The organism is Algoriphagus sp., assembly GCF_046296635.1.
Lineage (GTDB): Bacteria > Bacteroidota > Bacteroidia > Cytophagales > Cyclobacteriaceae > Algoriphagus.
In genome coordinates this window covers 148,272-174,161 of the sequence record NZ_JBKBKZ010000002.1, presented here as the reverse complement: position 1 = coordinate 174,161, position 25,890 = coordinate 148,272, and the positions used below count along the sequence as shown (strand labels likewise).

The 25,890-nt window shown below is 41.1% G+C and carries 22 protein-coding genes and 2 pseudogenes; 15 read left to right on the top strand and 9 right to left on the bottom strand.

What is annotated here, in order from left to right:
• Positions 1-41 precede the first annotated feature (41 nt).
• From tpiA to ACK4HU_RS02885, 5 genes are all read left to right on the top strand, one after another.
• On the top strand, positions 42-803 hold the full coding sequence (gene tpiA, locus ACK4HU_RS02905) for a triose-phosphate isomerase (protein WP_409803344.1): 762 nt from the start codon (positions 42-44) through the stop codon (positions 801-803).
• A 7-nt stretch (positions 804-810) separates the two neighbouring features.
• A complete protein-coding gene (gene prmA, locus ACK4HU_RS02900; protein WP_409803343.1) occupies positions 811-1,638 on the top strand; it encodes a 50S ribosomal protein L11 methyltransferase in 828 nt (275 codons plus the stop codon).
• 393 nt (positions 1,639-2,031) lie between these two features.
• A complete protein-coding gene (gene recJ, locus ACK4HU_RS02895; RefSeq protein WP_409803342.1) occupies positions 2,032-3,756 on the top strand; it encodes a single-stranded-DNA-specific exonuclease RecJ in 1,725 nt (574 codons plus the stop codon).
• A 1-nt stretch (position 3,757) separates the two neighbouring features.
• Positions 3,758-4,495, top strand: a complete 738-nt coding sequence (gene lptB / locus ACK4HU_RS02890) for an LPS export ABC transporter ATP-binding protein (protein WP_409803341.1) — start codon at positions 3,758-3,760, stop codon at positions 4,493-4,495.
• Positions 4,495-6,015, top strand: a complete 1,521-nt coding sequence (locus tag ACK4HU_RS02885) for a GH3 auxin-responsive promoter family protein (RefSeq protein WP_409803340.1) — start codon at positions 4,495-4,497, stop codon at positions 6,013-6,015. Before lptB ends, ACK4HU_RS02885 begins: the two co-directional genes overlap by 1 nt.
• 5 nt (positions 6,016-6,020) lie before the next feature.
• On the opposite strand, the gene ACK4HU_RS02880 is transcribed toward ACK4HU_RS02885, so the two are convergent.
• The gene (locus ACK4HU_RS02880) at positions 6,021-7,205 is read right to left on the bottom strand and encodes an ATP-binding protein (protein ID WP_409803339.1); all 1,185 of its coding nucleotides are present in this window, start codon (positions 7,203-7,205) and stop codon (positions 6,021-6,023) included.
• A gap of 183 nt (positions 7,206-7,388) precedes the next feature.
• On the opposite strand from ACK4HU_RS02880, the gene ACK4HU_RS02875 reads away from it, so the two are divergent.
• The 6 genes from ACK4HU_RS02875 (at position 7,389) to ACK4HU_RS02850 (ending at position 15,531) form a co-directional block, all read left to right on the top strand.
• Positions 7,389-8,330 carry a lytic transglycosylase domain-containing protein gene (locus tag ACK4HU_RS02875; RefSeq protein WP_409803338.1) on the top strand — a complete coding sequence of 314 codons (942 nt, stop codon included), beginning with the start codon at positions 7,389-7,391 and terminating at the stop codon, positions 8,328-8,330.
• Positions 8,331-8,549: 219 nt separating this feature from the next.
• Positions 8,550-9,827: a M24 family metallopeptidase gene (locus ACK4HU_RS02870; protein ID WP_409803337.1), complete on the top strand. Its 1,278-nt coding sequence runs from the start codon at positions 8,550-8,552 to the stop codon at positions 9,825-9,827.
• Positions 9,828-9,933: 106 nt separating this feature from the next.
• The gene (gene uvrA, locus ACK4HU_RS02865; protein ID WP_409803336.1) at positions 9,934-12,765 is read left to right on the top strand and encodes an excinuclease ABC subunit UvrA; all 2,832 of its coding nucleotides are present in this window, start codon (positions 9,934-9,936) and stop codon (positions 12,763-12,765) included.
• A gap of 83 nt (positions 12,766-12,848) precedes the next feature.
• Complete coding sequence (locus tag ACK4HU_RS02860; RefSeq protein WP_409803335.1) at positions 12,849-13,901, top strand: sensor histidine kinase; 1,053 nt, start codon at positions 12,849-12,851, stop codon at positions 13,899-13,901.
• Between the two features lie 14 nt (positions 13,902-13,915).
• Positions 13,916-14,650, top strand: a complete 735-nt coding sequence (locus ACK4HU_RS02855; protein ID WP_409803334.1) for a LytR/AlgR family response regulator transcription factor — start codon at positions 13,916-13,918, stop codon at positions 14,648-14,650.
• Between the two features lie 125 nt (positions 14,651-14,775).
• Positions 14,776-15,531 carry a LytR/AlgR family response regulator transcription factor gene (locus tag ACK4HU_RS02850; RefSeq protein ID WP_409803333.1) on the top strand — a complete coding sequence of 252 codons (756 nt, stop codon included), beginning with the start codon at positions 14,776-14,778 and terminating at the stop codon, positions 15,529-15,531.
• 459 nt (positions 15,532-15,990) lie between these two features.
• Here the strand turns inward: ACK4HU_RS02850 and ACK4HU_RS02845 are convergent, their stop codons facing one another.
• The 6 genes and pseudogenes from ACK4HU_RS02845 to ACK4HU_RS02820 form a co-directional block, all read right to left on the bottom strand.
• Complete coding sequence (locus ACK4HU_RS02845; RefSeq protein ID WP_409803332.1) at positions 15,991-16,221, bottom strand: hypothetical protein; 231 nt, start codon at positions 16,219-16,221, stop codon at positions 15,991-15,993.
• Positions 16,222-16,439: 218 nt separating this feature from the next.
• Positions 16,440-16,784 carry a DUF86 domain-containing protein gene (locus ACK4HU_RS02840; protein ID WP_409803331.1) on the bottom strand — a complete coding sequence of 115 codons (345 nt, stop codon included), beginning with the start codon at positions 16,782-16,784 and terminating at the stop codon, positions 16,440-16,442.
• Positions 16,774-17,067 (bottom strand): type VII toxin-antitoxin system MntA family adenylyltransferase antitoxin, encoded by a 294-nt coding sequence (gene mntA, locus ACK4HU_RS02835; protein ID WP_409803330.1) that lies wholly within the window; start codon positions 17,065-17,067, stop codon positions 16,774-16,776. Before mntA ends, ACK4HU_RS02840 begins: the two co-directional genes overlap by 11 nt.
• Positions 17,068-17,258: 191 nt before the next feature.
• The gene (locus ACK4HU_RS02830) at positions 17,259-17,600 is read right to left on the bottom strand and encodes a type II toxin-antitoxin system PemK/MazF family toxin (protein WP_409803329.1); all 342 of its coding nucleotides are present in this window, start codon (positions 17,598-17,600) and stop codon (positions 17,259-17,261) included.
• A complete protein-coding gene (locus ACK4HU_RS02825) occupies positions 17,584-17,820 on the bottom strand; it encodes a hypothetical protein (protein WP_409803328.1) in 237 nt (78 codons plus the stop codon). Before ACK4HU_RS02825 ends, ACK4HU_RS02830 begins: the two co-directional genes overlap by 17 nt.
• A 160-nt stretch (positions 17,821-17,980) precedes the next feature.
• Positions 17,981-18,160 (bottom strand): annotated as a pseudogene (locus ACK4HU_RS02820) (ribonuclease); the annotation flags it as partial.
• 332 nt (positions 18,161-18,492) lie between these two features.
• Here ACK4HU_RS02820 and ACK4HU_RS02815 point away from each other — a divergent pair.
• The 4 genes and pseudogenes from ACK4HU_RS02815 (at position 18,493) to ACK4HU_RS02800 (ending at position 21,092) form a co-directional block, all read left to right on the top strand.
• A complete protein-coding gene (locus ACK4HU_RS02815; RefSeq protein ID WP_409803327.1) occupies positions 18,493-18,972 on the top strand; it encodes a hypothetical protein in 480 nt (159 codons plus the stop codon).
• A gap of 20 nt (positions 18,973-18,992) precedes the next feature.
• The gene (locus ACK4HU_RS02810; RefSeq protein WP_409803326.1) at positions 18,993-19,853 is read left to right on the top strand and encodes a hypothetical protein; all 861 of its coding nucleotides are present in this window, start codon (positions 18,993-18,995) and stop codon (positions 19,851-19,853) included.
• A 33-nt stretch (positions 19,854-19,886) separates the two neighbouring features.
• A pseudogene (locus ACK4HU_RS02805) lies at positions 19,887-20,183 on the top strand (M12 family metallo-peptidase); the annotation flags it as partial.
• The gene (locus ACK4HU_RS02800) at positions 20,178-21,092 is read left to right on the top strand and encodes a T9SS type A sorting domain-containing protein (protein WP_409803430.1); all 915 of its coding nucleotides are present in this window, start codon (positions 20,178-20,180) and stop codon (positions 21,090-21,092) included. The pseudogene ACK4HU_RS02805 and the gene ACK4HU_RS02800, both read left to right, overlap by 6 nt.
• A 74-nt stretch (positions 21,093-21,166) precedes the next feature.
• Here ACK4HU_RS02800 and ACK4HU_RS02795 read toward each other — a convergent pair whose 3' ends face one another.
• On the bottom strand, positions 21,167-22,516 hold the full coding sequence (locus ACK4HU_RS02795; RefSeq protein WP_409803325.1) for a PhoH family protein: 1,350 nt from the start codon (positions 22,514-22,516) through the stop codon (positions 21,167-21,169).
• Positions 22,517-22,914: 398 nt separating this feature from the next.
• Entirely contained in the window at positions 22,915-25,851 is a 2,937-nt protein-coding gene (locus ACK4HU_RS02790; RefSeq protein WP_409803324.1) for a DEAD/DEAH box helicase, read from the bottom strand.
• Positions 25,852-25,890 lie beyond the last annotated feature (39 nt).

Sequence of the window (25,890 nt, the reverse complement as noted above, 5' to 3'; positions counted from 1 at the left end):
CGTATTCTTTTTTTCAAACCACTTAAAATTTTAAACCTATTATGCGAAAGAAAATCGTTGCCGGCAACTGGAAGATGAACATGACCTTAGATGAAGGTCAAAAGCTCACCTCCGAAATTGTAAACATGTTCAAAGATGAAGCAGTGACAGATGTCATTGCTGTCCTGAACCCTCCTTTTCCACATATTTTTCCCGTCAAAAAATTAATCGGAGACACGCCGGGGATTGCTTTAGGTTCTCAAAATTGTTCCAATAAGGAATCAGGAGCGTTTACAGGTGAAGTTTCAGCTAAAATCCTGGCTTCCTTCGGCGTAGAATACGTGATTTTGGGCCATTCAGAGCGCAGAGAGTATTTCAAAGAGGATAATGAGTTGCTTGCCGCAAAGGTAAAACAGGCATTAGCAAATGGATTGACACCGATTTTTTGCTGTGGTGAATCCCTTGAAATACGGATGGCAGAAACTCACGAATCCAATGTGAAATTTCAATTGACTGCAAGTCTGTTTGACCTAAGTCCTGAGGAGATGGCAAAAGTGGTCATCGCCTACGAACCAATCTGGGCTATCGGAACAGGCAAAACTGCTACCGCTGATCAGGCACAGGAAATGCATGCTGCGCTGAGAAGACACATTTCTTCCAAATATGGAAGAGACTTGGCCGACAGTATCTCCATTCTTTATGGAGGAAGCGCAAATCCTGGCAATGCCAAAGAACTATTCTCCAAAGCAGATGTGGATGGAGGATTGATCGGCGGGGCTTCCCTCAAGTCCAGAGATTTCTTGGACATCATCAAATCATTCTAATCAATACATGGATTACCTGGAGTTTAAGATTAAGTGCCTGGAAGAATTTCAGGAAATCCTTATTGCTGAATTGGCTGAAATAGGCTTTGATTCTTTTCTCGAAAATGAGGATGGAATAGACGCCTATATTCTTGAATCGGAGTTTGATCGGGAAAAATTCAACGGTGTAATCTCCGAGTATCAAGAAGCTGGTCAAATCTCTCTGACCGAGGGTCTCATGCCCAAAGTCAACTGGAACGAAGAATGGGAGAAAAACTATGATCCAATAGAAGTAGAAGATTTAGTCTACGTAAGGGCATCATTTCATGAATCCAAACCTGGTTTCAAGCATGAGATCGTGATCAATCCCAAAATGTCATTTGGTACGGGACATCATGCCACGACTTATCAGATGCTTCGGCATCAGGGAGAATTGGATCACAATGGAAAAAGAGTCTTGGATGTAGGTTCAGGTACAGGAATTCTTGCCATTATGGCTCAACTACTTGGTGCGAGGCAAGTGGAAGCTTTTGACATAGACGATTGGTGTGTGGACAATGGAAATGAAAACTTTGACTTGAATGGGCTCAGTACTCGAATGGGCTTGGGTACGATTCGTGAAGTAAATCCAATCGGGCCTTTTGATATTATCCTTGCCAACATAAATAAAAATGTCCTCTTGGACGAGCTTGAAATTTATTCAGGGCTTTTGGTTCCGGAAAGATTTCTTCTTTTGAGTGGTTTTTACACCGAAGATGTTGAGGACCTGATCGAAGTTGCCTCGCCGCTAGGCTTGAATCTTCAGAAAAAATCGTCCAAGGACAACTGGGCAGCTTTGATTTTGCAAAAACAATAAGATTCAGGAAGGTTAAAAAGTGGTAATCTTTTGGATGAAAAAATTGAATCAGGCCGTAAAGGTTGCAACTTGGGGTATTCCTAGTTTTCATGAAAAATGAGCGAACTCATCATTTATGCGATAGTCTTTGTACTACTGATAGGCCATTGCTTATTAGCCGGTAAAATGTATCGCACTATACATAAGGATACAAGTTTGAGCTTCAAAGCCAAAAATGACTGGAAATTAAAATCTTTAGTTTTCCCGGGCTTTTTCTGGTTTCAATATCAAAAGCAAAAACAGGCCTAAGCGATTAATGAAGAAACTTTTTGTCTTAATCGTTCGCAAAAACCAGAATATCCCAACCCCCTGCTTTGCGAATTTTCATCCCATTTACTTTTGTAATTTTGAATCATGGAGTACGTCTGGAAACAAAAGCCCAAAGCCTCACAAGCAGCTATCGAAAGACTCGGTAAGGAGATCAATGTGAATCCTACCTTGGCGAATATGCTGATCAATCGGGGCGTGGAAAGTTTTGATCAAGCCAAAGATTACTTCCGGCCAAATCTCAGTCAGCTGCACGATCCTTTTCTGATGCAGGACATGGATGCTGCCGTCCGTCGCATTCAGAAGGCTGTTTTAAATCAGGAAAAAATCCTCGTTTACGGGGATTATGATGTAGATGGAACGACTGCAGTTGCTTTGATGTACGGTTTTTTGAAAACCTTCTACCCTAACGTGGAATTTTACATCCCGGATCGATACAAGGAAGGATATGGAATCTCCGAGCGTGGCGTAAGAGTAGCTTCAGAAAACGGATTTTCGCTTATTATCGCACTTGATTGCGGAATCAAAGCCATCGATAAAGTTCAGTTAGCCTCAGAACTTGGAGTAGATTTCATCATCTGTGATCACCATACTCCGGGAGATGAATTACCGTCGGCTGTAGCTGTCTTGGACGCAAAGCGAAAAGACTGCAAATATCCTTACAAGGAATTGAGCGGTTGCGGAGTAGGATTCAAGCTCATCCAAGCCTACGCCAAATTCACTGGGATTGATGAATCCAATCTTTACAGTTACCTCGATCTTTTGGTAGTCAGCATTGCAGCTGACATTGTGCCAATTTCCGGAGAAAATCGAATTTTGGCCTATTATGGGTTGGATCGAATCAACAATATTCCGCGTCCGGGATTAAAAGCTTTAATTCTCCAGGCCAACGTTGAAAAGGAAATCCAGATCTCGGATATCGTATTCAAGATTGGGCCCCGAATCAATGCTTCAGGAAGATTGGAGCACGCCAAAGCATCAGTTGAACTTTTGATAGCTCAAAACCTCGATGATGCCATCGAGCGAGCCAAGCTTGTCGATGAAGTCAATTCCACCCGTCGAAACTTTGATGAAAATATTACCAAGGAAGCATTTGAAATGTTAGCTATCCGTGAAGAAGGTGCGAGTTGGAATTCCACAGTACTTTTCAAGCAAGATTGGCATAAGGGCGTCATCGGAATCGTGGCAAGCCGATGTATTGAGAAATATTATCGGCCGACTATCATTCTGACCGAATCAAATAATAAAGCAACCGGAAGCGCACGCTCTGTGGTGGATTTTGATATTTATGAAGCAATTGAGGAATGCGCAGATCTTTTGGATCAGTTTGGAGGCCATAAATATGCAGCGGGATTGACACTTTCCGTGGAAAATGTTCCGGCTTTTCAGGAAAAATTTGAGTTGGTTGTTCGTAGCAGAATTGAGGAAATTCACCTGAAACCTGTCATCGAAGTCGACGATAGTTTGCTTTTGGACCAGATTAATTACAAGTTTTATAATATTCTGAAGCAGATGGCACCATTTGGACCGGGAAATACAGAACCGGTTTTTCGGATATCCAATGTTTACGCAGAGGATGTCACCGTGTTGAAAGACAAGCATTTGCGATTCAAAATCGTCCAAGACGGGCAAGTGACTACCCCGGTTTGTCTTGGATTTGGAATGGCAGATCGGGCAAAAGATCCTGATTTGACCACCGTCAACATGCTAAGGGGCAAAATGCGTTTTGACCTGGTGGTCGAAATGCGAGAGAATTTTTTCCGGGATAAAAGTAGCTTGCAACTCTACGTGAAAGACATCAAATTTGACTGATATGATGCTACGAGCCGAACACCTCGTCAAAATTTATAAAGGCCGCCGAGTGGTCAATGATATCTCCGTGCAAGTAGAGCAGGGAGAAATTGTCGGACTTTTAGGGCCAAATGGTGCAGGAAAGACCACATCCTTCTATATGATTGTAGGACTGATTCAGCCAAATGAAGGAAAGATTTTTCTGGAAAATAAAGAAATTACCAGCCTTCCGATGTACAAGCGAGCAAAGCTGGGAATCGGTTATCTGGCTCAGGAGGCCTCTGTTTTCCGGAAGCTCTCTGTGGAAGAAAATATAATGGCAGTTCTGGAAATGACCAAAATGCCAAAAGCTGCGCAAAAAGAAAAGGTGGAAAGCTTATTGGAAGAGTTCAGCCTAACACATGTGAGGAAAAACTTGGGGATGGTCCTATCAGGGGGTGAAAGAAGACGAACGGAGATCGCAAGAGCTTTGGCTGTGGATCCAAAATTTGTTTTGCTCGATGAGCCTTTTGCCGGGGTGGATCCAATTGCTGTGGAAGAAATCCAAACCATCGTGGCCAAACTAAAAACCAAGAACATCGGAATCTTGATCACCGATCACAATGTCAACGAAACACTTTCAATCACGGATCGAGCGTATCTGATGTTTGAAGGTCGACTTCTGAAGGCAGGTACTGCCGAAGAATTGGCGGCTGACGAGCAAGTTCGAAAAGTTTATCTTGGAAGTAACTTTGAGCTGAAACGCAAAATTTTTAAGTAATGGAAGTGATCAACAGCTTCATGACTTGGATTTTTAAAAATCGGATGGGTCAGATCGAAAATTTTAAGACGAACCCCATCCAAGTTCAGGAAGCAACTTTTAGTGAGTTGATCGAAGCTGGATTACGAACGGAATTTGGGAAAAAATATGGCTTTGACCAGATCAAATCTTACTCTGATTTTGCTTCCAAAGTTCCCGTTTTTGATTACGAATCCTTCAAGCCTTACATCGAAAAAACGATGCAAGGCAAGCAAAATGTCATTTGGAATACCGATATCGAATGGTTTGCCAAGTCTTCAGGGACCACCGGAAGCCGTAGTAAATATATCCCTGTCTCTGAAGAAAGTCTGGAAGAATGCCACTATAAAGGTGGAAAAGACATGGTTTCCCTCTATGTTTTCAATTACCCGGAGTCTAAGCTTTTTACAGGGAAAAGTCTCACAATCGGAGGGACATTGGAGAAAAATCCATTGAATCCGCAAGGAACAGCCAAAGCCGGGGATGTGTCTGCAGTGATCATGCAAAATTTGCCGATGTGGGCTCAATTTGCCAGAACACCATCCTTGGAGACTGCCCTGATGGGTGAGTGGGAAGCCAAAATCGAAAAGATGGCTCGTGAAACGATGAATGAGAATGTCACTTGTATCGCCGGCGTGCCTACTTGGACGATCGTTTTGCTGCGAAGGATTCTTGAGCTAAAACAAGCCAAAAATATTCTCGAAGTGTGGCCCAACCTGGAAATATTCTTCCATGGTGCTGTAGCTTTTGGACCCTATAGAAGTCTATTTAAGGAATTGATCCCATCTGCCAAAATGCGGTATATGGAGACTTACAATGCTTCTGAGGGATTTTTTGGGATTCAGGATCAACCGGATTCAGACGAGCTTTTGCTTTTGCTCGATTACGGAATTTTCTATGAGTTCATCTCTATGGAAGACTATGAAAAAGAAAATCCCCAGGTCATTTCATTAAAGGATGTGGAAGTAGGAAAAAACTACGCCATGGTCATTTCTACAAACGGAGGCCTTTGGAGATATAAAATCGGTGACACGATCAAATTCACTTCCACTTTGCCTTACCGTTTCCGGATTTCGGGTCGAACCAAGCACTTTATCAATGCTTTTGGGGAAGAAGTAATCGTAGAAAATGCTGAAGCGGCCATAGAGTTTGCGGCTGAGAAAACCCATTCAACGATCGCTAATTTCACTGCTGCCCCGATTTATTTTGAAGGAAACGGCTCAAATGGAGCACATGAGTGGATTGTAGAATTTAGGACTCCTCCAGCTGATTTGCATGAATTTACAGTCCTTCTAGATGAAAAACTCCGGCAGGTCAATTCAGACTATGATGCCAAGCGTTATAAGGATATAGCTTTGAAGCTTCCCATACTACACCAGGCCCCCGAAGGACTTTTTGAGTCTTGGCTGAGCAAAAAAGGAAAACTCGGTGGGCAACACAAAGTGCCTCGGCTTTCCAATACCAGGGAGCTATTGGAAGAGATTTTGGGGATGATGGGGTGATTTTTTTAATACAGAAAGCCAAATAACCACAGCGGGATTTTGTTTCCTGAACCGATTTTGATCTGATCAATCCCTAAATACGCATTGGGGATTCCTTGAATTTGTTGTGCGGTTTTATTTGGTCCACCAATCTCAAATACATACTGATCATCTACCATAAAGTCTCCGAATTTTGGCAGGGTCACTTGATGAGAAATCTGGACTTGATTCATAAAAAATGTCTCTCGTAGGTTTCCCACATTCGGTTCCGATGAACTCAGTGCAAAAGCAAGGTTTGGATTTTGTAGGTAGATTTTTTCCGGTTTTTGAAGAAAAGAAATTCCATGGACTGATTGGTACAGTAGGTTGAGAATTTGTGCTTGCTGAAGCATATCCAGAATTTTCAATACTGTATTTCTTGAAGTCTCCAGCTTCTCAGCGAGTTTGCTAACGTTTGGAGTGAATGGGACAGATTCACTGATGATGTATAGAAGCTTTTTCATACTCCTGACTGTTTTGTAGGAGATCTCTTCAAAAGGGCCGATGTCCATCTCCAAAACCAAGTGAGTTGTTTCCAGTAATCGGGAATAATACAATTCGTTTCCCGTGCGGGAAAAAGGGTAGTATCCGTACTTCATATACTGCTCGAAAAGCTGAAGAATATCAAATCTATCAGTAAGCTTTTCGCTCTCTTGATGATGATTTTCTAATATCTTCGACAAAGAAATTTGAGAGAGGTTTTCATTTTTTTCGATGTTGATATATTCTCGAAAAGAAAGCCCTGCCAAGTGATATACTGCTGCTCTTCGAGACAAGTCTGCAGTTCCTTTTTTCAATTCCAAGATCGAAGAACCTGAGACTACAAAAAATGCATCATCATGATTGTCGAATATCGACTTGAGGTCTGTGGACCAATGGGCATATCGATGGGCTTCATCCAAATAAAAATGTCTATATCCAAGTTTGTAAAGCTCTTCTATGAGTAGAATCAGGCGGTTTTCTTCAAAATAAAAATCATCCAAACTCAAGTAGACTTTTTTTTCGATCACCGTTTTCATTTTTTGTAAAATCAGAGTTGTCTTGCCTACACCTCTGTGCCCCAAAATCATTATAAGACGCTGATTCCAATCGATTTTCTCCATCAGGTACCGAACTGATTCTGGCAAGCTGGTTTGTAGTTTCCGTTCTGAAATTGTTAAAAGCCGATTCATGAAATTGTTTTTTTGAAACAACAAATGTAATAATTGTTATTCATAAACAACAGAAATATAAAATGTTGTTTACAAACAACAATATATTTCAGATTCAAAATCAATCTTTGACACACTCGGGTTAAATTTCTGCCTTTTACAAAAGAGCCTAGGAATAGATCCAATCTGGGTTTAAATTGAATTATGAGTAGAAATCACCTCTTTTTGATATACTTCCTTTTACTTATCTCCATTGGTTTGGGGACTTGGGCTGTACTGAAAACTCCTAAGCCTCAGGTTGACAATTCAAACCTAATTGAAGAGCGATCTTATCCAGTTCAGGCTTTTACAATTACGCGCGACTCGATTCGACTATTTGACATTCCTAAGAACCTTGATTTTGCAGGGGAAAAAGTCCCCTTGGAAAAGGAAGATATTTTCGAGCGCTTGGAACGTGAGCTTTACGTCAATGCGTATTGGGAGTCCAATATGATTTTGTTGCTCAAAAGATCTGCAAAATACTTACCCGAAATCGAACGAATGCTCAAGGAAAATGGAATTCCGGATGATTTCAAATACGTTGCCATCGCTGAGAGCGCCTTGATGAATGTGGGTTCTCCTGCGGGTGCAAGGGGTTTTTGGCAGATAATGGAAGATACCGGTAAAGAATATGGACTGGAGATCACCAAAGATGTCGATGAGCGCTACCATTTCGAAAAGTCCACTTTGGCAGCCACGAAGTACCTGAAAAAAGCTCATGCTAAATTCGGAGATTGGACTGCCGTGGCGGCAAGTTATAACATGGGTCAATCCGGATTTAGTCGAAGACAAGAAGAGCAGCTTCATAATAATTATTACGAGTTATACCTCAACGACGAGACGAGTCGCTACCTCTTTCGAATCCTCGCCTTCAAAGTGATTTTTGAGAATCCGGGAGCTTTTGGGTATCATTTCAGGGAAAGTGATTATTACAAAAATCCAACATTTCGAACTGTTCGTGTGGATGAAGACATCAAAGATCTTCCCAGGTGGGCCAAAGAAAATGGAAGCTCATACAAAGACGTGAAACTTTACAACCCTTGGCTAAGGGACCGCAATCTCAATGTGAAAAAAGGTAAATCCTATGAGATAATTCTTCCCGAATAAGGATTGTCGTAATTGAATGTGATTATACGCTTTTCTGCCAGTAAGCACATTTAATAACTCATTTGGGCCAGATGTCGGGTACCTGCCTGCCGGCAAAGGCAGGTCCGATGTCCGATGAAGCCTAACATTTGGTGTTTTCAGGTAATTTTAAGTCTATTCAAATACTACTGGCAAAATCCGTATATACATATAATTCAAAACCACCAACAAAAGATCAAAATGAAGAGAAGGAATTTTATGCAAATCTCTGCTTTGGGAGCAGGAACAGCGCTTTTTGCAGGAACTTCAGCATTTGCAGCAACTAAATCAAAAACGTTAGAATCCCCATCTGATCGCTTGACTTCCCGAATGGGCGATGTTGTGCCAATTTCACTAGAAGAGCGAAAAGCCAGAATAGCAAAAGCGCAGCGTTTGATGGAGGAAAAAGGATTTCGTGCGATAATCTTAGACTCTGGTACTTCCATGAATTACTTCACAGGAATGACTTGGGGACAAAGTGAACGCCCAATGGTGGTTGTGATTCCAGCCAAAGGAGACGTAAGCTATATCTGTCCCAGATTTGAGCAGGACAGATTGGAGGAGCGGATCACAATTGGAACCAAAGTCTACCCTTGGGAAGAGGATGAAAGTCCATACGAACAAATCAAAAAGGCAGTCTTGGACTCAGGAGCCACTTCCGGCAAAATCGGAATTGAGGAACGGGTTCGCTTTTTTATTGCAGACGGTTTACGACAGGTCGCTACTAATTTTGAATTAGTGAGTGGGGATCCGATAGTTATTCCTTGCCGAATCATTAAATCACCAGCAGAAATTGCATTGATGCAGCAAGCAACAAACATTACTATTGAGGCGATGACTTTGGGTTTTGCCGCACTCAAAGAAGGAGTAAGTCCTTCAGCATTTTCTTCGGCAGTAGCGCAGGCTCATCAAAAAATGGGAGGCAGACATGCCTTTGCTTTGGCAAATTTTGCGGAGGCATCAGCGTATCCTCATGGCACCTCCAAACCTCAGATTTTGAAAAAAGGCGATGTCGTATTGGTTGACTGTGGATGTACGATCGAAGGATACAATTCCGATATCAGCCGTACGATCGTCTTTGGAGCTGAACCTACTCCAAGGCAACTCGACATCTGGAACCTCGAAAAAGAAGCTCAAGCTGCGGGATTTAAAGCCGCTCAAATCGGCGCAACACTCGGAGATGTCGATGCCGCTTCGCGAAAAGTAATTACTGACGCAGGTTTTGGGCCGGACTACAAATTACCGGGATTGCCTCACCGTACAGGACATGGTATCGGTATGGATGGACACGAATGGGGAAATGCCGTCCGGGGGAATAAGCAGATCTTGGAACCTGGAATGTGTTTCAGTATCGAACCCAACATTTCCATCGTCGGAGAATTTGGAGTAAGACATGAAGATTGTGTCTACATGACAGCAACTGGACCGGTTTGGTTTTCCAAGCCAAGCCCTTCGATTTCGCAGCCTTTCGAATTATAAATTTGCGAGAACCAAGTCCGCCTATTTCAGGTTACAATCTGTGGGCTGAGCATCACTCTTCCCCTCAAAAAATTGTACCTTCGCCGATTAATAATTCCGCACTTTCATGAGTCAATCCCCTGCTTCACAGGAAGAATATATTGAAATTTTTGGTGCCCGAGAGCATAACCTCAAAAACATAGATGTAAAGATCCCTCGCAATAAATTGGTGGTCGTAACGGGTCTAAGTGGAAGTGGAAAAAGTTCCTTGGCTTTTGACACGATCTATGCAGAGGGACAGCGTCGCTACATGGAGAGTTTTTCGGCTTACGCCAGATCTTTTTTGGGTGGAATGGAGCGTCCTGATGTGGACAAGATCAACGGACTTTCTCCGGTGATTGCCATAGAGCAAAAGACTACTTCCAAAAACCCCCGATCTACCGTTGGCACCGTAACTGAAATCTATGATTTCATGCGATTACTTTATGCCAGAGCTGGTGAAGCTTATTCTTACCTAACAGGAAAGCGGATGATCCGTCAGACTGAAGATCAGATCATTGATCAATTATTTTCAAATTTTTCGGAGAAAAAACTCTATGTACTTGCGCCAGTGGTCAAGGGTAGGAAAGGACATTACCGCGAACTTTTTGAGCAAATACGGAAAATGGGTTTTTCCAAAGTCCGAGTAGATGGTGTGGTGATGGATATCGTGCCCAAAATGCAGGTGGATCGTTACAAAATCCATGACATTGAAATCGTCATTGATCGCATCGTGGCTGATGAATCCGACCGATTCCGCATCACACAATCCCTTAAATCAGGTCTTCAGCATGGTAAAGGCGTGATCATGATCCGACAGGAGAATGGAGAAGTTCATCATTTCTCCAAGTATCTGATGGATCCGGAGACAGGCCTATCCTACGATGAACCTGCACCGAATGCATTTTCATTCAACTCTCCTTATGGCGCTTGTCCTACCTGCAATGGTTTAGGAATTATTGAGGAAATCACCCGGGAAAGCATTATACCAGACACTTCACTAAGTATCACCAGAGGTGGTATAGCTCCTTTAGGAGAATATCGAGATATCTGGATTTTCAAGAAAATCGAGGCCATACTCAAGCATTACAAATGCAGCATGAGCACGCCAATCAAGGATCTTCCTGATCACGTGGTGGAGGTTTTACTTTTTGGTGACAAAGTCGAAGTCGCAGTCGATTCGGTGAAATATCCAGGTACGAAGTGGAATACCACATTCGAAGGTATTGTGAACTTTCTCCAGAAATATCAGGAAGGAAGTTCGGACAAAATCCAGGATTGGGTTTCAGAATTTACCGTGACTAAGACTTGTCCTGACTGTGAAGGCTATCGACTAAAAAAAGAAGCACTGTACTATAGAATCGATGGAAAGCACATCGGTGAATTGGCAATGATGGATATCCAAGGCCTTGCCGAATGGTTTGAAGGATTGGAAAGCCGAATTACCGAAAAGCAAAATATCATCGGTGCCGAAGTACTGAAGGAGATTCGAAAGCGGATAGGCTTTTTGCTAGATATCGGATTGAGTTACCTATCCCTCAATCGTCCTTTGAGGACGCTATCCGGAGGTGAAGCCCAGCGGATTCGACTGGCCACTCAGATCGGAACACAGTTGGTTGGAGTGCTTTATATTTTGGATGAACCAAGCATTGGACTGCATCAGCGGGACAATGAAAAACTGATAAAAGCACTTCAGAGTCTTCGGGATTTGGGTAATTCTGTCTTGGTTGTCGAGCATGACAAAGACATGATGCTGGCTTCCGACTTTGTCCTGGACATGGGTCCTGGGGCTGGTCGGCATGGAGGTCATGTAGTAGCTGCTGGTCACCCAAAAGATATCTTCACTAACGGCTCTGTGACTTCTCAATATCTAAGCGGAAAAATTGGCTTGCCGATTCCAAAACAGCGTAGAAAAGGAAATGGCACAAGTTTAATTCTAAAAGGGGCTACCGGAAATAATCTGAAAAATATCACGTTGGTGCTTCCTTTGGGTACCTTGATCCTGATCACCGGCGTGTCCGGAAGTGGTAAAAGCACACTGATACATGAAACCCTCTATCCGATTTTGAATCGGGAGTTTTATAACTCCAAAAAAGATCCGATGCCTTTCAAAAGCATCGAAGGGCTCAAAGAATTGGATAAAGTGATCGAAGTAGACCAATCTCCAATCGGTCGGACGCCAAGATCCAACCCGGCGACGTATACTGGAGTTTTCTCGGACATTAGGGCATTATTTACTGATTTGCCGGAGTCAAAAATCAGAGGCTACAAACCCGGTCGTTTTTCCTTCAATGTTAAAGGAGGAAGATGTGAGGATTGCGAAGGGGCGGGAATGAAACTGATCGAGATGGACTTTCTTCCTGACGTTCATATTCCATGCGAAACCTGCAAAGGCAAGCGATACAATCGAGAAACTTTGGAAGTCCGATTTAAAGGAAAGTCGATCTCTGATGTTCTGGATATGACCGTGGAGCAGGCGGTTGATTTTTTCGAATTTCAACCAAAAATTCTGCGAAGAATTAAAACGCTTAGTGAAGTTGGTCTAGGCTATATCACCTTGGGACAGCATGCCACGACACTTTCTGGGGGTGAAGCTCAGCGGGTGAAGTTGGCAACTGAACTTTCCAAAAAAGATACAGGTAAGACCTTTTATATTCTGGATGAACCAACCACCGGATTGCATTTTCAGGACATTGATTTGTTGATGGGGGTGTTACAAAAACTCGTGGATAAGGGAAATACCGTTTTGATTATCGAACATAACCTTGATGTGATCAAAGTGGCAGATCGGGTGATTGACTTGGGAATGGAAGGTGGAAATAAAGGAGGTACAATCGTAGTCCAAGGAACACCTGAAGAAGTGGCTGCACATCCCAAAAGTCACACGGGTAGATTTTTGAAAGCTGAACTAAAACGCTGAAATTGACACCAAAATCAGGTGTCTTGTCCTTCTATCAAATTAAGAGCTTGCAATCCTCCTCCATTTCTAACTTTGAGCCTAGTATGAACAGGGTTAGGCTTTATTGGATATTGCAGCTACTAGGTTGGGGAGCCTTTGCCTTAGTGAATATCATTTTTGCCACCCTTTCAGAGGGAATTACGCCCAAGCAAAGTTGGGCTTTCGTGGCTTGGGCCATGTGTTTTTTGCTTTCTACTCATGGATTTAGACATATAGTCAAAACCTACGGTTGGTTTAAGATGGGTATCTTAAGGCTCCTGTTGCAGACTATACTTGCCCTGCTTGGTCTTTCGATTTTAAATTTTATAGCTCAGATCCTGATCAACCTGGCTTTTGGCACACTGAACCCCGACCAGGATTTCAGATCGGTAATCATAGCGGTCACGCTATTTGTAAATTTCTTGTATTACGCATTTTGGTTTTTGCTTTACTTTTTATTCCATTTCCTTGATAATTATAACAGCAGCCTGAAATACGAAGCAAAAATCAATGAAATTAGACTTAACCACCTGAAAAGCCAGCTTAACCCTCATTTCATCTTCAATGCCTTGAATTCTGTTCGCGCTTTGGTGGATGAAGACCCTGAAAAAGCCAAATCCGCTATTACCAGGGTTTCAAACATGCTACGGTTTTCCCTGATGATGGACAAAAAGCAGGTAATTGACTTTGCAGATGAATTGTCTACAGTTAAGGATTATCTTGCGCTTGAATCCATCCGTTTTGAAGAGCGCTTAGAAGTGGTCTATCAAATAGAGGACGAAGCCTACAGCTATAAAATTCCACCCATGATGCTGCAGACTATCGTGGAAAACGGGATCAAACATGGGATCTCCAACTTGGTAAAGGGAGGTCTGATAGAGATTAAATGCAGAGAAGGCTTACAGGAAGAGCTTTATATTCAAGTGAAAAATAGTGGATATCTCAATCCAAATACATCCAGATCCAAAAAGGATGCAGGAGGACATGGGATAGAAAATACCCGGCAACGATTGAAATTATTATATGGTAATCAGGCCAGTTTCCGGATTTTCAATTCAGGAAGTCAATTCGTGATCACCGAAATTAAAATACCAAAACAAAGAGTTACTTTAGAATAACAAACTCAATAACTATGAGAGCCATTGTAATCGATGACGAGAGACTTGCTCGTAAAGAACTGATCACCCTGCTCAATCAGCTGGAGACGGTAGAAGTGGTAGGTGAAGCTGTGAATGTAGATGATGCCAAAGAGAAAATAGAGCAACTCCAACCCGATGTGATTTTTCTGGATATTCAAATGCCAGAGAAAACTGGTTTTGATCTACTCGAAGAACTGGATTATGTACCTCATGTCATCTTCACCACTGCATACGATGAATATGCACTAAAGGCATTCCAAGTGAATGCGCTCGATTACCTACTCAAGCCAATCGAACCAAAACGACTCGAAGATGCAATCAATAAATTATTGGGTAAAATCGAAGGGGGAGCTAAGCGTGATGAGGAAGGTTCTTTTGTAAACCAGAAAAAATTGACGCTGGAAGATCAGGTTTTTGTCAAAGACGGGGATCGATGCTGGTTTGTGAGATTATCCAATGTAAGACTATTCGAATCAGATGGCAATTACATCAAAGTATACTTTGACAACTTCAAGCCGATGATTCATAAATCGCTGAATGCTTTGGATGAGCGCTTGGATGAAAAGTCGTTTTTTCGAGCCAGCCGAAAGCACATTATTAATCTTGGATGGGTAGAAGCGATAGAACCTTGGTTCAACGGTGGCCTAGTAGTCACACTCAAAGGTGGAGACAGAATAGAGGTAAGCCGAAGACAAGCAGCTCGGTTCAAGGAGATGATGAGCTTATAATGTTTTCGTATGCATAAAAAAGCATTTGATTTTCCGAAGAAAATTTTGACATTAGGGTTATAATTCTCCCCTTGATATAGTTTCACCCATTATTGTTGCCATAACTCATTACACTTGACCAGCTTATGAAAGAAGAACGCATCCTAATAGTTGAAGACGACTTAAGTATCGCAGAAAATATTCAGGAAATACTTGAGCTCCTAGGCTATATCAACATTGACATTGCCAATTCTGCGAATCAGTGTATTAAGATAATTAAGAAATACCGGCCGGATTTGATATTTATGGATATCAAATTGAAAGGCGATAAGGATGGTATTGAACTTGGAGAAATCATCAAGCAAATGGTAGATGCTCCCTTAGTGTTTGTGACTTCCTATAGTGACCCGACCATTATTGAGCGGGCGAAGCGAATCGCACCTGCCGGGTTTATCGTGAAGCCATTTAATACAAACGATATTCATGCGATTGTCGAAATCGTACTTTACAACAAACGGACAAAACCCGCACCTGAAGCTGCGGTCGTTAAAAATGCAAACGAAAGTCCGTATTTAGTAAACGATGCAGTCTTTATTAAAGCGGACAATGCCTTCGAGCGCGTTCAATATGATGACATTTTTTATATTGAAGCCAATGGAAACATGGTGACGATTTTCACCAAAAACAGAGACTACAGCATTCGAAAGTCGATGAAGGAAATCGAAGATATCCTTCCTTCTAATCTGTTTTTAAGAGTTCAAAAGTCCTACATCGTTCACCTCGGACAGATCGAAAGCTTTAACACCAAAGAAATCACCCTGCTTCAGGGAGGAATCATTCAGGTTGGAAGGCAGTATTACAATAGCTTTTTGGCGAAATTGAATACGATTACTGAAAGTTGAGTTAAGGGAGATAGGCTAAAGCGAGATATAATAGAGATATGCCTTTGGCGAAATACTGAAATGAGATACGCTGAAAGCGAAATACAATTGAAATAAGTCCCACTCCGTAGGATGAAATAGCGGATCAAGAAGATGTAGTCAGAAACTTAATCCGTGTGAATCAGCGAATTTATCAGCGGTGATCAGCGGGAAATTTTAAGTTATTAGAAATAAAAAAGAGGCGGACATGATCCGCCTCTTTAGATTAACCAAACAATCAACCAAATTAACCCTTACGGATAATTGTCTTTAACCCGAAATATGCATTAGGTTTCCTATTCCGAGCTAAAAATGCTTTAAAATCAATCGCTACGCTGCATTTAACTCATTCACCGTAGCGGTGCTATGCCTCATTCGTTAAATCCTTGATTTTCTTGCATTTTTAGCTCTCACTACGGATCCTAATGCATAATTCCGGGTTTAACAAGTCTCAGAACTCTGGGACTTTTCTGTTTTGTAGATGTTTACCTGAAGTGCTTCAGGACCTGTTGTAGTTGCAAATCCGATCTGTGGAGTTGGTTTAGTAGTTTCAAATCGGGCAGTTTGCTGTGCAAGGCTAGTTTCAGTTTTCGCTTTGATAACAATGGTAATTGCCATTGCAAGTCCCAGTGCCGCACAGACGTTTTTTTGAGAAAAGATTGCAGTAGTCATGGCAGTAATAATATGTTGGTTTGTTTTCGTATACCACATTATGCCAAAAGGCGACCAAACTTTAAAAAGGCCTAAAAAAAGCTTCAAAGGCACTTTTGTAGAAAAATGATGTTCGGTTTCGTACGGTTATCCCCCAGTGGCGGACAAAATACTGAATGAAATATGGTTTTTGGTCAGCTGACAAGCCAAAAAGTGCAAAGCGTAAAGCTTATGACAAGCTAGAAATTTCCAAGGAGGGGAATTACTGATTTTTTGAAATCCTGTAGATCTTGGGTGATGATCTCCCAAAGCAAAATGTTGTCTATGCCGAAATATTCGTGAACGAAAACATGTCTCATTCCAATAATTTCATCCCACTGAACAGCCGGACTTTGTTGTTTGATTTCCTTGGAAAGGTGATTGCAAGCTTCACCGATAATTTCCAATTGTTTTATAGAAGCGAACCTCATCATTGAGTTTTGAAGAAAGTCTTCTAGTTGAATTCCGAGTGTGTAGGATTCGATTTCTCCAATCGCATTTAAAATATGTCGAAGCCGCTGTTCATCTCCAAGCTTATTTTTCATAAAGGAGCTTTCTATCGCGAACTACCTGAGGCTTGATGAGTGGAGAGAGTGCTCCATTGGAAACTAGATCCACTTTGTGATCCAAAATCCCTTCGAGCTCGTTTTGCATCCGGAAAAATTTTAAGCCGATTTTTTGAGAATAATCTAATTCGACTAAGATGTCAATATCGCTATCAGCAGAAGCTTGTTCTCGGCTGAAAGAGCCAAATAAATAAGCTTTCAAGACAGGTTTGTCTTTGAAATATTGCTTGATTTGCTTGATTTGATGACTATCTAACTTCATATGGTTATAATTTGATTTTTAAAGGCCATACCTGCCTGCCGGCAGGCAGGTGGAATCTCGCATGCATTAATCATCCCTCTGTGTGTCGCTTTGGGTCATGCCTGTCTGCCTCAGGCAGGCTCGATTTCATAATGGTCAAATATAATCAAATCAGAACATAATGCTTAGCGCGCAGATACGGATCTAATTTTTCAAAAGTCCAGGATCGCTTGTAGTTTTTGATGAAGTTCAAGTGATTTTGATGGCGAGAGCCTTCCTAACTTTTCAATGAATCGCTGATTGTCCAAAGCTCTGATTTGATCCACTAAAATCTCAGATTCTTGATCCAAACCAGTAGTTGAGGTATCGACCCGAACACGTAGAATGTTTTCCTCGGAAGAAAGTTGGGAGGTGATTGGACAAATCAAGGTTGATGGATGAGTTACCTGGTTTAGCAAGTTTGTCTGAATGACTACAGCGGGACGAATCTTGCCCGACTCCGTTCCTCGTGATGGATTTAGGTTAACCAGCCAAATGTCATATTGCACCTTCATCTATCAGCCGATCAAATTCACTATTGACTTCTATTGAGGATTCTCGCACCAGTAAAGATGCCTTGCTGAAAGCATTGGCCAGCTTTTTCCGCTTTTGGTAGCGGTTATAAAAATCTAAGGCATCGTTGATATATCGATTTCTTGGAATTTGCTTTTCCCGAAGAATTTCTTCGGTTTCTTCCAAGATAGTTTCCTTTAGTTTAAGCGAGAGTGTCTTCATAATTTCTTGAGTAGTACCTAAAGTATATACTAATTATGGAGTATTCAAATTTTATCTGTCTTTTTTCGGGATTTCGAGCTTGCTAAAATCCTCGAAGGCATAAAAAAAAGCACAAGCCCAAAGACCTGTGCCGATATTGTGATCTAATCAATTTCAAACTTTACAACAACTCATTCGCCAGGTTAGCCAGCTCAGATCGCTCGCCTTTCTCCAGCTTGATATGTGCATAGAGCGGATGGTCTTTTACCCGATCGATCAGGTAGGATAATCCATTGGACTGCGAATCCAAATAAGGTGTATCGATCTGAAAGACGTCACCCGTGAAGATGATCTTGGTGTTACGTTTTCTTGATTTTCCGCTAGCATTTTTTCTAAAGCTGAGCTCTTATGGAATTCTATTCAAAAGATATCATCAGGGAGTATAGAAAAACAGTTGTTTTTGTGACATTTTAGACATTCAAAAGTAAAAACCAAAGAAATAATCGTAAACTTAATTTGAAATTTAGTTTCTATTTATTTAGTTAACATCGATTTATCATGCTAGGCACTCAGATAAGGATCTAATTTTGATAGCTCCAGCCTATGGTTTCAATTCTTGGGATGCTTTTTTACCCGGAATTGGATTTTTGCAGCTACTGAATGATGTTGGGATCACCAACTTTTTTTAAAAACTTGACTAATAATGAAATGAATCTATTAAGAAAAAAAGTCACCTTAAAGTACTTTTTACCTCTTTGCCTAATCCTTGTCCTTGGATGCTCAGAGGATGAAAAGCCCAATTGTCCTATTGATAAGACCAATGGTGACCCCAAAAGTGTACTTGGAACCTGGCAATTGGTAAGTAGAAGATTTCTGGTTTTGGAGACAGGAAAAGAAACTACTCAAGACTTTTCATGTGATAACATTGCTTATACCTTTCTAGAAAATGGAAATTTTGTAGTAAAAGGTTTCAATCCCGAGATGCCAATGTTTTCAAATTTAACATATGATTTTAATTATGGGGAAAAATTAGCTGATTTTGGTAACTCCACTTTGCGATTAAGCAACTTCGATCATCCATGCTTAGTGGAAAAGGATAAAATGGTATTAAATAGTACGTATGTGGATGGGGAAATACTTATTTTTTATAGAGTGGCTGAAGTTTTAGATTAACAATTTTTAAAATCACGAAAATGAACACGAAATATAGTATTACTTTCTTGATAGCGTTATATGCTTTCAATACTTTTTCTCAGGAAAATCTTATATTGAATAAGGTTAACGAGCAAAAAATACTTGGGACTGAATTTGTTGATGTAAATAATATATTTAGATCAACAGATCCAGACTATAAATTATTGCGTAATGCAAATGATGAGAGTAATATCTCATTTTACACTTATGATAAGTCTTTATTTTCAAGGTTAGGTGAAGCTATTTCGATAAACATTCCTTCCAATAAAGGCGATATATCACTTGAACTTTTCCATGTTCCTAGTGCATTTTATAATTACAATATCGTTACTAGTGATGGAAAGAAAATTGGTGCTAATCAGAATATAAAGCATTATAGAGGGGTTGTAAAAGATAAGGAATTAAGTTTGGCTGCATTTACCTTTTCTGAAGATGAAGTAATTGGTCTAGTGGCAACTGAAGAAGGAAATTTTAATTTTGCTTCTATTTCCAATGAGGAGAAGTTTGTGTTTTTTAATGAAAATGATATTGCTGTCATGGATTTTTCAAATCCCATGCAGTTTGAAAATGATGTGGCAGATAGTCAAATCAAAAGTTATGATCCTAAAGTACTTTCACAAGAAAGTAAATTAGCTATAAACTCATCTGATAAATGTGTAAGGTTCTATTTTGAAACTGAGTTTGATATTTTTCAAAATAAAGGCAGTGTACAGAATCTTGAGCTTTTTGTCACCTCCTTATATAACCAAGTGGCGATCTTGTATCAGAATGAAAATATCGGTACTTATATTTCCCAGATTTTTGTGTGGAATACTACTGACCCTTATACTGAAACCAATACGCTTGACCTCCTTAATTAATTTAAGGATACAAGAACAAGTTTTGAAGGTGACCTTGGTCAATTATTAACTTTTCGAAATGTTAATGGGGGCATAGCCGCTGGAAGAGATGGCTTGTGTAATGTGTCAGTAAGGAAAAAACTTTCTGTGGCTCAGATTACCCCTACTTTCAATAATATTCCAGTCTATAGCAGACCTGTGAAGGTAATGACCCACGAGTTTGGGCATTTATTAGGCTCACAGCATACACATGCTTGTATTTGGAACGGAAATAATACTGCAATTGATGGATGTGTAAATACGACCTGCTGGAATCCAGGGCATCCATCAGGAGGTGGTACAATTATGAGCTACTGTAATCAAATCCCGGGTGTGGGAGTAAATTTTACGAAGGGATTTGGTACTCAGCCTGGAAATGTGATTCGGAATTCGGTGGCGAATGCAAGTTGCTTATGTAATTGCTTAGATAGTTCTATTTCTGGAACAAGTTATCTATGCTCGACAAGTAGCTACACACTGAATAGCCCGCCTTCTGGAAGTTCTATCTCTTGGACTGCAAGTCCGACAAATCTTTTTTCGGGTACTACATCCGGTACAGGTACGTCAGTGACACTTACTCCTTATCATCCAAATACAAGAGGCCAAGCAAAATTGACTTTTACAATTACTCGATCATGTGGAGTAGTTCAATTTAGTAAAATGATATGGGTTCAGGCTCCTGCGCCCCCAGGCCCAATTACCGGAAATACATCACCTGGACCGGGTAGTCTAACGCCATATTATATCAATAATCTACCATCTGGAGCGACATCCATGACTTGGAGTCTTCCCTACTGTGTAGGATGTTCTCAGCCTTGGTCATTCTATTCCGGTCAAAATGATATTTTGATAACCGCCAATGTTGGAGATTCGCAGGGATATGTTCAAGCGATGGGAGTAAATCCTTGTGGGACAGGCGGAGCTTCGCTTTTGTATGTAACACCATCAGGTTCCTGTGATCCATGCCCAAGAATGTATCCTAATCCAGTATCTAATGAATTGACCCTAGAATGGATGGACGCTGAAGGGTTTGTATTGTCTGAAGTTATTGATCCTTATCAAGTAAGTCTCTATAATGCTGTTGGAGGCATAATCTTAACCGAAACGACCAAAAATCCTTCCATTAAAATAGATCTTAGCCAACTCAAAAACGGATTCTACTACCTACACATCGAAAACAAAGATGGACTGATCCGTAAGCAAATCAGGGTAGAGCGGTAACCGTTGAAAGTGACAAAAACAAAAAAGCTGTGAAATATCTCACAGCTTTTTTATTGGCAAATTTTACCTAAATCTTACAACAACTCATTCGCCAGGTTAGCCAGCTCAGATCGCTCGCCTTTCTCCAGCTTGATATGTGCATAGAGCGGATGGTCTTTCACTCGGTCGATCAGGTAGGACAAACCATTTGACTGCGAATCTAAATATGGGGTATCGATCTGGAAGACATCTCCGGTGAAGATGATCTTCGTATTTTCTCCAGCTCTTGAGATAATCGTTTTAATCTCATGCGGAGTTAGGTTTTGCGCTTCATCCACGATAAAGAAGATATTGGAAAGCGAACGTCCACGGATGTAAGCCAAAGGCTGAATTACCAACTTTTCCTGATTGACCAATTCAGTGATTTTCTGGAATTCTTTGTCAGTCTCTTTGTATTGGTTTTGGATAAACTTCAAGTTGTCCCATAGCGGTTCCATGTAGGGGTTTAGCTTGGACTTGATATCACCCGGTAGGTAACCGATGTCTTTATTTGAAAGTGGGACAATTGGCCGGGCTAGGAAGATTTGCTTGTATTCCCGTCGCTGTTCCAAAGCACCTGCAAGGGCAAGAAGGGTTTTTCCCGTTCCAGCCACACCCTGAATCGAAACCAGCTTGATGTCAGGATTCATGATCGCATGCAGGGCAAAAGTCTGCTCGGCGTTCTTCGGCTTGATATTGTAAGCCAATCGCTTGTCTACTCGCTCAAGTACATTCTCATCCGAATTGAAGAATGCCAAAACTGAGTTTTTATCGCTTTTGAGGATATAATATGCGTTTGACTTTCGCTTCCGAGTGCCTAGTATCGTTTTCGCCTCAATGAATCCTTGTTCATACAATTTATTGATTGCATCCGGATCGACATTCTCCATCACATACTTCCCGGTGTTCTCGAGCTCGGTGATGTTTTTGATTTTACCCGTTTCGTAGTCTTCAGCTTGGATATTGAGCGATTTTGCCTTCAGTCGGAGGTTGATGTCTTTGGAGACAAGAATTACCTTTCGGGTTTTTTCTTTTTCCTGAAGATGAAGTGCGACATTTAGAATTTTGTGGTCGTTTTTGTCCTCTCCAAAAATCACATTGGCATTTTTCTCATTCTCAGGATGATACATCATCACCTTAAAGTCCCCTCTGGTCTTCCCATTTAAAGGAGCCCATTCATCGATCCGCTGATCTTTGGACAGTTTGTCCAGCAGTCGGATAAATTCCCGGGCTTCAAAGTTTTTGGTGTCGTTCCCTTTTTTGAACTGATCGAGTTCCTCCAGCACGGTGATAGGAATCACCACATTATGCTCAGCAAAATTCATGATGGAGTTGTGTGCGTATAGGATCACGGATGTGTCCAGCACAAAGATTTTCCGATCTTTATCGGACTTGGCTCTAGGCATGCGCAGGAAAATTGTAGTGGTACTCTTTAGAATTAAATTAGAAAAATATCCACATCAAAAGCTAAGAACTTGCGATAAAAAATGGTTAAGAATTGTCAAGTCTGGGTAGAGAGTTGAAAATCAAAATGATAAAGATTAGTGGGATTTAATTTTCCACTAACCCAGAATCATTTCGGCCTCGACTTCGCTCGGCCACCGGATTTGATAATTTAAACGAGGGGTAGAAAGAAAGGCGGCCAGCCGCCTTTCCTTCTACCCCCTAAATTACAAGAAAACTGGTCACCGAGCGAAGTCGAGGTGTAACCAAAATGAAATTCAACAACCGCTGATAGTGCGTACAATGCAAATTAAACAATCATTTAATCCCTAATCTTCTAATTTTCCAATCTTAAAATCTTTCAATCTAATAGCGTCCGAATGTCATCATTGTCCAAGCTTTTCATGAAGCTTTCCTCATTGCTGATCAGTTCACCTGCGAGTGCGAGCTTTCTATCCTGGAGGGCCATGATCTTTTCCTCGACAGATCCTCGGGTGATGAATTTGTAGATGATAACCTTGTTTTCCTGTCCAATCCGGTGAGCACGGTCGATTGCCTGTGCTTCCACAGCAGGATTCCACCAAGGATCCAGTAAAAAGACATATTCAGCTTTGGTCAGGTTAAGTCCGACTCCACCAGCTTTTAGCGATATCAAAAACACTTTGATGTCGGGATTTTCCTGGAAATTCTCGACTTGTTTTTGGCGGTCTTTTGTAGATCCATCGAGGTAGGCATAACGAATGCCTTGTTCGTCCAGATATTTCCTTACGATGGTCAGGTGCCTCACAAACTGACTAAAAACAAGCACTTTGTGATCCTCAGAAATTGTTTCCTTCAGCATGTAAGTGATGTCTTCCAATTTGCCAGATTCTCCTTCATAGTTTTCACGAACCAGTTTTGGGTGGTTAGCGATTTGTCGCAATTGAGTTAAGCCACGAAGCAAAGTAAACTGCTGCGAGCCGCGACCCATACCATCCAATTCCCCAATAATTTTTTCTCGATAGTAGGTTTTAACCTCTTCATAGACTTTCTCTTGCTCGGCAGTCATATCCGAATACTTCACGTTGGTGAGCTTTTCCGGTAGGTCTTTAGCCACTTGAGATTTCAGTCTCCGAAGGATAAATGGTTTGATCATGGCATTCAGCCTGACCGCCTTCGCCTTATCGTTTTGTTTTTCAATCGGAATCAGATATTGCTTTTTGAATAAATTCTGATTGCCAAGGAGTCCGGGATTTACAAAGTTCATTTGAGACCACAGATCCATTGTGCCATTTTCGACTGGCGTACCAGTCAGGATCAACCTGCGTTTGCTTTTCAGCTTATTTACCGCTACTGCAATGTTTGACGTTGGATTTTTGATGGCTTGTGATTCATCCAAAATTACATAGTTGAAGTAGAAATCTTTCAGGATATCTATATCAAGTCGTACAAGTCCATAAGAAGTCAAGACGATATCGTAACCTCGAAACTTCCAGGGATCTTTTATTCTTGAGGTTCCTGAATAGACTAGAATTTTCAGTTCAGGTGTGAATTTTTTGGCTTCCAATTCCCAGTTGTATATCAGGGAGGTAGGCATCACTAATAGCGAAGCAAACCCAGGATTTTCCTCTCGCTCATGTGCCAAAAGCGCCAGGGTCTGTACCGTTTTTCCGAGTCCCATGTCATCGGCAAGGCAACCACCAAACTGGTAATCATTGAGGAATCGAAGCCAATTGTAACCTGAATGTTGATAAGGTCTCAAAGTTCCCTCAAAACTTTCAGGTAACTGGTAATCATCAATTGCATCAAAATTTCTCAGACGCTCTAGCTTCAAGCTGAGATTCAACCTGATTAATTCGCCATTTTGAAGTTCTCGGGCAAATGCTAAGTGATGCTTTCGAAGGACGAGTTCCTCTGAAGAGCGCTCTTCGATAAAATTGAAAAGTTCGGAATAGTTGACAAACCAAGAGGCGGGGATTACTGCTACCTCACCATTTGGAAGCTCAAATTCGGATTTCCCCTGAATGATCAGTTTCCGGATTTTTGCAAATGGCACCAGATAAATTCCGAATTTGATCAATGCTTTGACATCAAACCAGTCAATGTTCTCATTGACTTCTATGGTGATTTGAGCTTTGCCAACATGGAATGTTTTACCGTTTAGATTACTTCGCTGTATGACTTTGATTTTGTGTTCTTCGAGATAGTCTTCATTGGTTCCTAGCCATTCAAAGGCTTGAGTTTTTGGCAAGGCAAACTTCCCGTTAGTAAAGACCATTTTTACCTTCTTCAGAATGGTCTCAAATTTCTTCTCTACCTGAGGTGTACGGACCGTTTTCCAAAAAGTAAACTCTCCATCCTTTTCCTCAAATCGACAGGAATTTCCGTTATTTTCACCGTCTTTGGATAAAATACCAAAGTCATATTCACCGTATTTAAAGCGTAATTCAAAGACAATAATATCTTCATTTAAGTGCTCTAGTTCTTCTCCAAAAAGATTTTCCTTGGCACCTCCGGGTAGTTCACTGAAGGCGAGTAAACCTTGTGGAGTGCCCTGTTCGGTATTAATTTGAAATCCGGTGCCTATTACTTCAAACTGAGTAATCAGGTTCGTGACAAATTTCCGATAGTATTCGAGTTCAAATCGCCGCTCGATCATGATGCGGCTTTTATTCAGAAATGCCTGAAGCTTTTTGCCATCGATTCCCTTTTCGAAGTGATAAAGTTGCTGTTCAACAATCAGCCAAGCCGGATCTTTACAAATCAGATAGCCGTTTTTATGTTGCCACTCGAGCTTTTTTCCCCTGAACTTCACTACAGGATAATATTGAGTATTATACTCACCCTTATCAAAGTGAAAAATAACTGTAGCTCGTTCTGCATTGACCGTAATTTCCTTCCAGATAGGATTGTTATCAGATCCCATTTCAAAAAGCCTCTTGCCGATGAGTAAGGGAAGAATTTTGGCTCTCTTGATTTCCAGATTTTTGGCGAGAAGTTCCTGTATTGAGGGGTCAGCTGTTTTTGGATCGTAAATCTTGGCTAAAAAATCCTTAGGCTTCAGATTGTTTTTTTTCATGTAGGGTTTGACCACTACCTCTGGCTGCATGGAATCCATTAACTTGATCAGCTCATAATCTGACTCATCCATACCAGAATCAAACTCAGCTGCATTTGCAGAACTGATATTTTGATTAGCTAAAGAAAGTCTTCCTTTATCATCCAATTGGACTGCAAATGATTCAAAAAGTAACCCCAGAAATTCATGACTGAAAATAGAATATACTATTTGGAATGGTTGATCAGAATTAACTATCATCGTCTGTTATATATACGCTATATAGCTATAGAGAAATAT

Bases quoted from the DNA above. Each gene is read 5' to 3' on its own strand.
- tpiA (WP_409803344.1), top strand. From the start codon at position 42: ATGCGAAAGAAAATCGTTGCCGGCAACTGGAAGATGAACATGACCTTA.
- prmA (WP_409803343.1), top strand. From the start codon at position 811: ATGGATTACCTGGAGTTTAAGATTAAGTGCCTGGAAGAATTTCAGGAA.
- recJ (WP_409803342.1), top strand. From the start codon at position 2,032: ATGGAGTACGTCTGGAAACAAAAGCCCAAAGCCTCACAAGCAGCTATC.
- lptB (WP_409803341.1), top strand. From the start codon at position 3,758: ATGATGCTACGAGCCGAACACCTCGTCAAAATTTATAAAGGCCGCCGA.
- ACK4HU_RS02885 (WP_409803340.1), top strand. From the start codon at position 4,495: ATGGAAGTGATCAACAGCTTCATGACTTGGATTTTTAAAAATCGGATG.
- ACK4HU_RS02880 (WP_409803339.1), bottom strand. From the start codon at position 7,205: ATGAATCGGCTTTTAACAATTTCAGAACGGAAACTACAAACCAGCTTG.
- ACK4HU_RS02875 (WP_409803338.1), top strand. From the start codon at position 7,389: ATGAGTAGAAATCACCTCTTTTTGATATACTTCCTTTTACTTATCTCC.
- ACK4HU_RS02870 (WP_409803337.1), top strand. From the start codon at position 8,550: ATGAAGAGAAGGAATTTTATGCAAATCTCTGCTTTGGGAGCAGGAACA.
- uvrA (WP_409803336.1), top strand. From the start codon at position 9,934: ATGAGTCAATCCCCTGCTTCACAGGAAGAATATATTGAAATTTTTGGT.
- ACK4HU_RS02860 (WP_409803335.1), top strand. From the start codon at position 12,849: ATGAACAGGGTTAGGCTTTATTGGATATTGCAGCTACTAGGTTGGGGA.
- ACK4HU_RS02855 (WP_409803334.1), top strand. From the start codon at position 13,916: ATGAGAGCCATTGTAATCGATGACGAGAGACTTGCTCGTAAAGAACTG.
- ACK4HU_RS02850 (WP_409803333.1), top strand. From the start codon at position 14,776: ATGAAAGAAGAACGCATCCTAATAGTTGAAGACGACTTAAGTATCGCA.
- ACK4HU_RS02845 (WP_409803332.1), bottom strand. From the start codon at position 16,221: ATGACTACTGCAATCTTTTCTCAAAAAAACGTCTGTGCGGCACTGGGA.
- ACK4HU_RS02840 (WP_409803331.1), bottom strand. From the start codon at position 16,784: ATGAAAAATAAGCTTGGAGATGAACAGCGGCTTCGACATATTTTAAAT.
- mntA (WP_409803330.1), bottom strand. From the start codon at position 17,067: ATGAAGTTAGATAGTCATCAAATCAAGCAAATCAAGCAATATTTCAAA.
- ACK4HU_RS02830 (WP_409803329.1), bottom strand. From the start codon at position 17,600: ATGAAGGTGCAATATGACATTTGGCTGGTTAACCTAAATCCATCACGA.
- ACK4HU_RS02825 (WP_409803328.1), bottom strand. From the start codon at position 17,820: ATGAAGACACTCTCGCTTAAACTAAAGGAAACTATCTTGGAAGAAACC.
- ACK4HU_RS02810 (WP_409803326.1), top strand. From the start codon at position 18,993: ATGAACACGAAATATAGTATTACTTTCTTGATAGCGTTATATGCTTTC.
- ACK4HU_RS02800 (WP_409803430.1), top strand. From the start codon at position 20,178: ATGAGCTACTGTAATCAAATCCCGGGTGTGGGAGTAAATTTTACGAAG.
- ACK4HU_RS02795 (WP_409803325.1), bottom strand. From the start codon at position 22,516: ATGCCTAGAGCCAAGTCCGATAAAGATCGGAAAATCTTTGTGCTGGAC.
- ACK4HU_RS02790 (WP_409803324.1), bottom strand. From the start codon at position 25,851: ATGATAGTTAATTCTGATCAACCATTCCAAATAGTATATTCTATTTTC.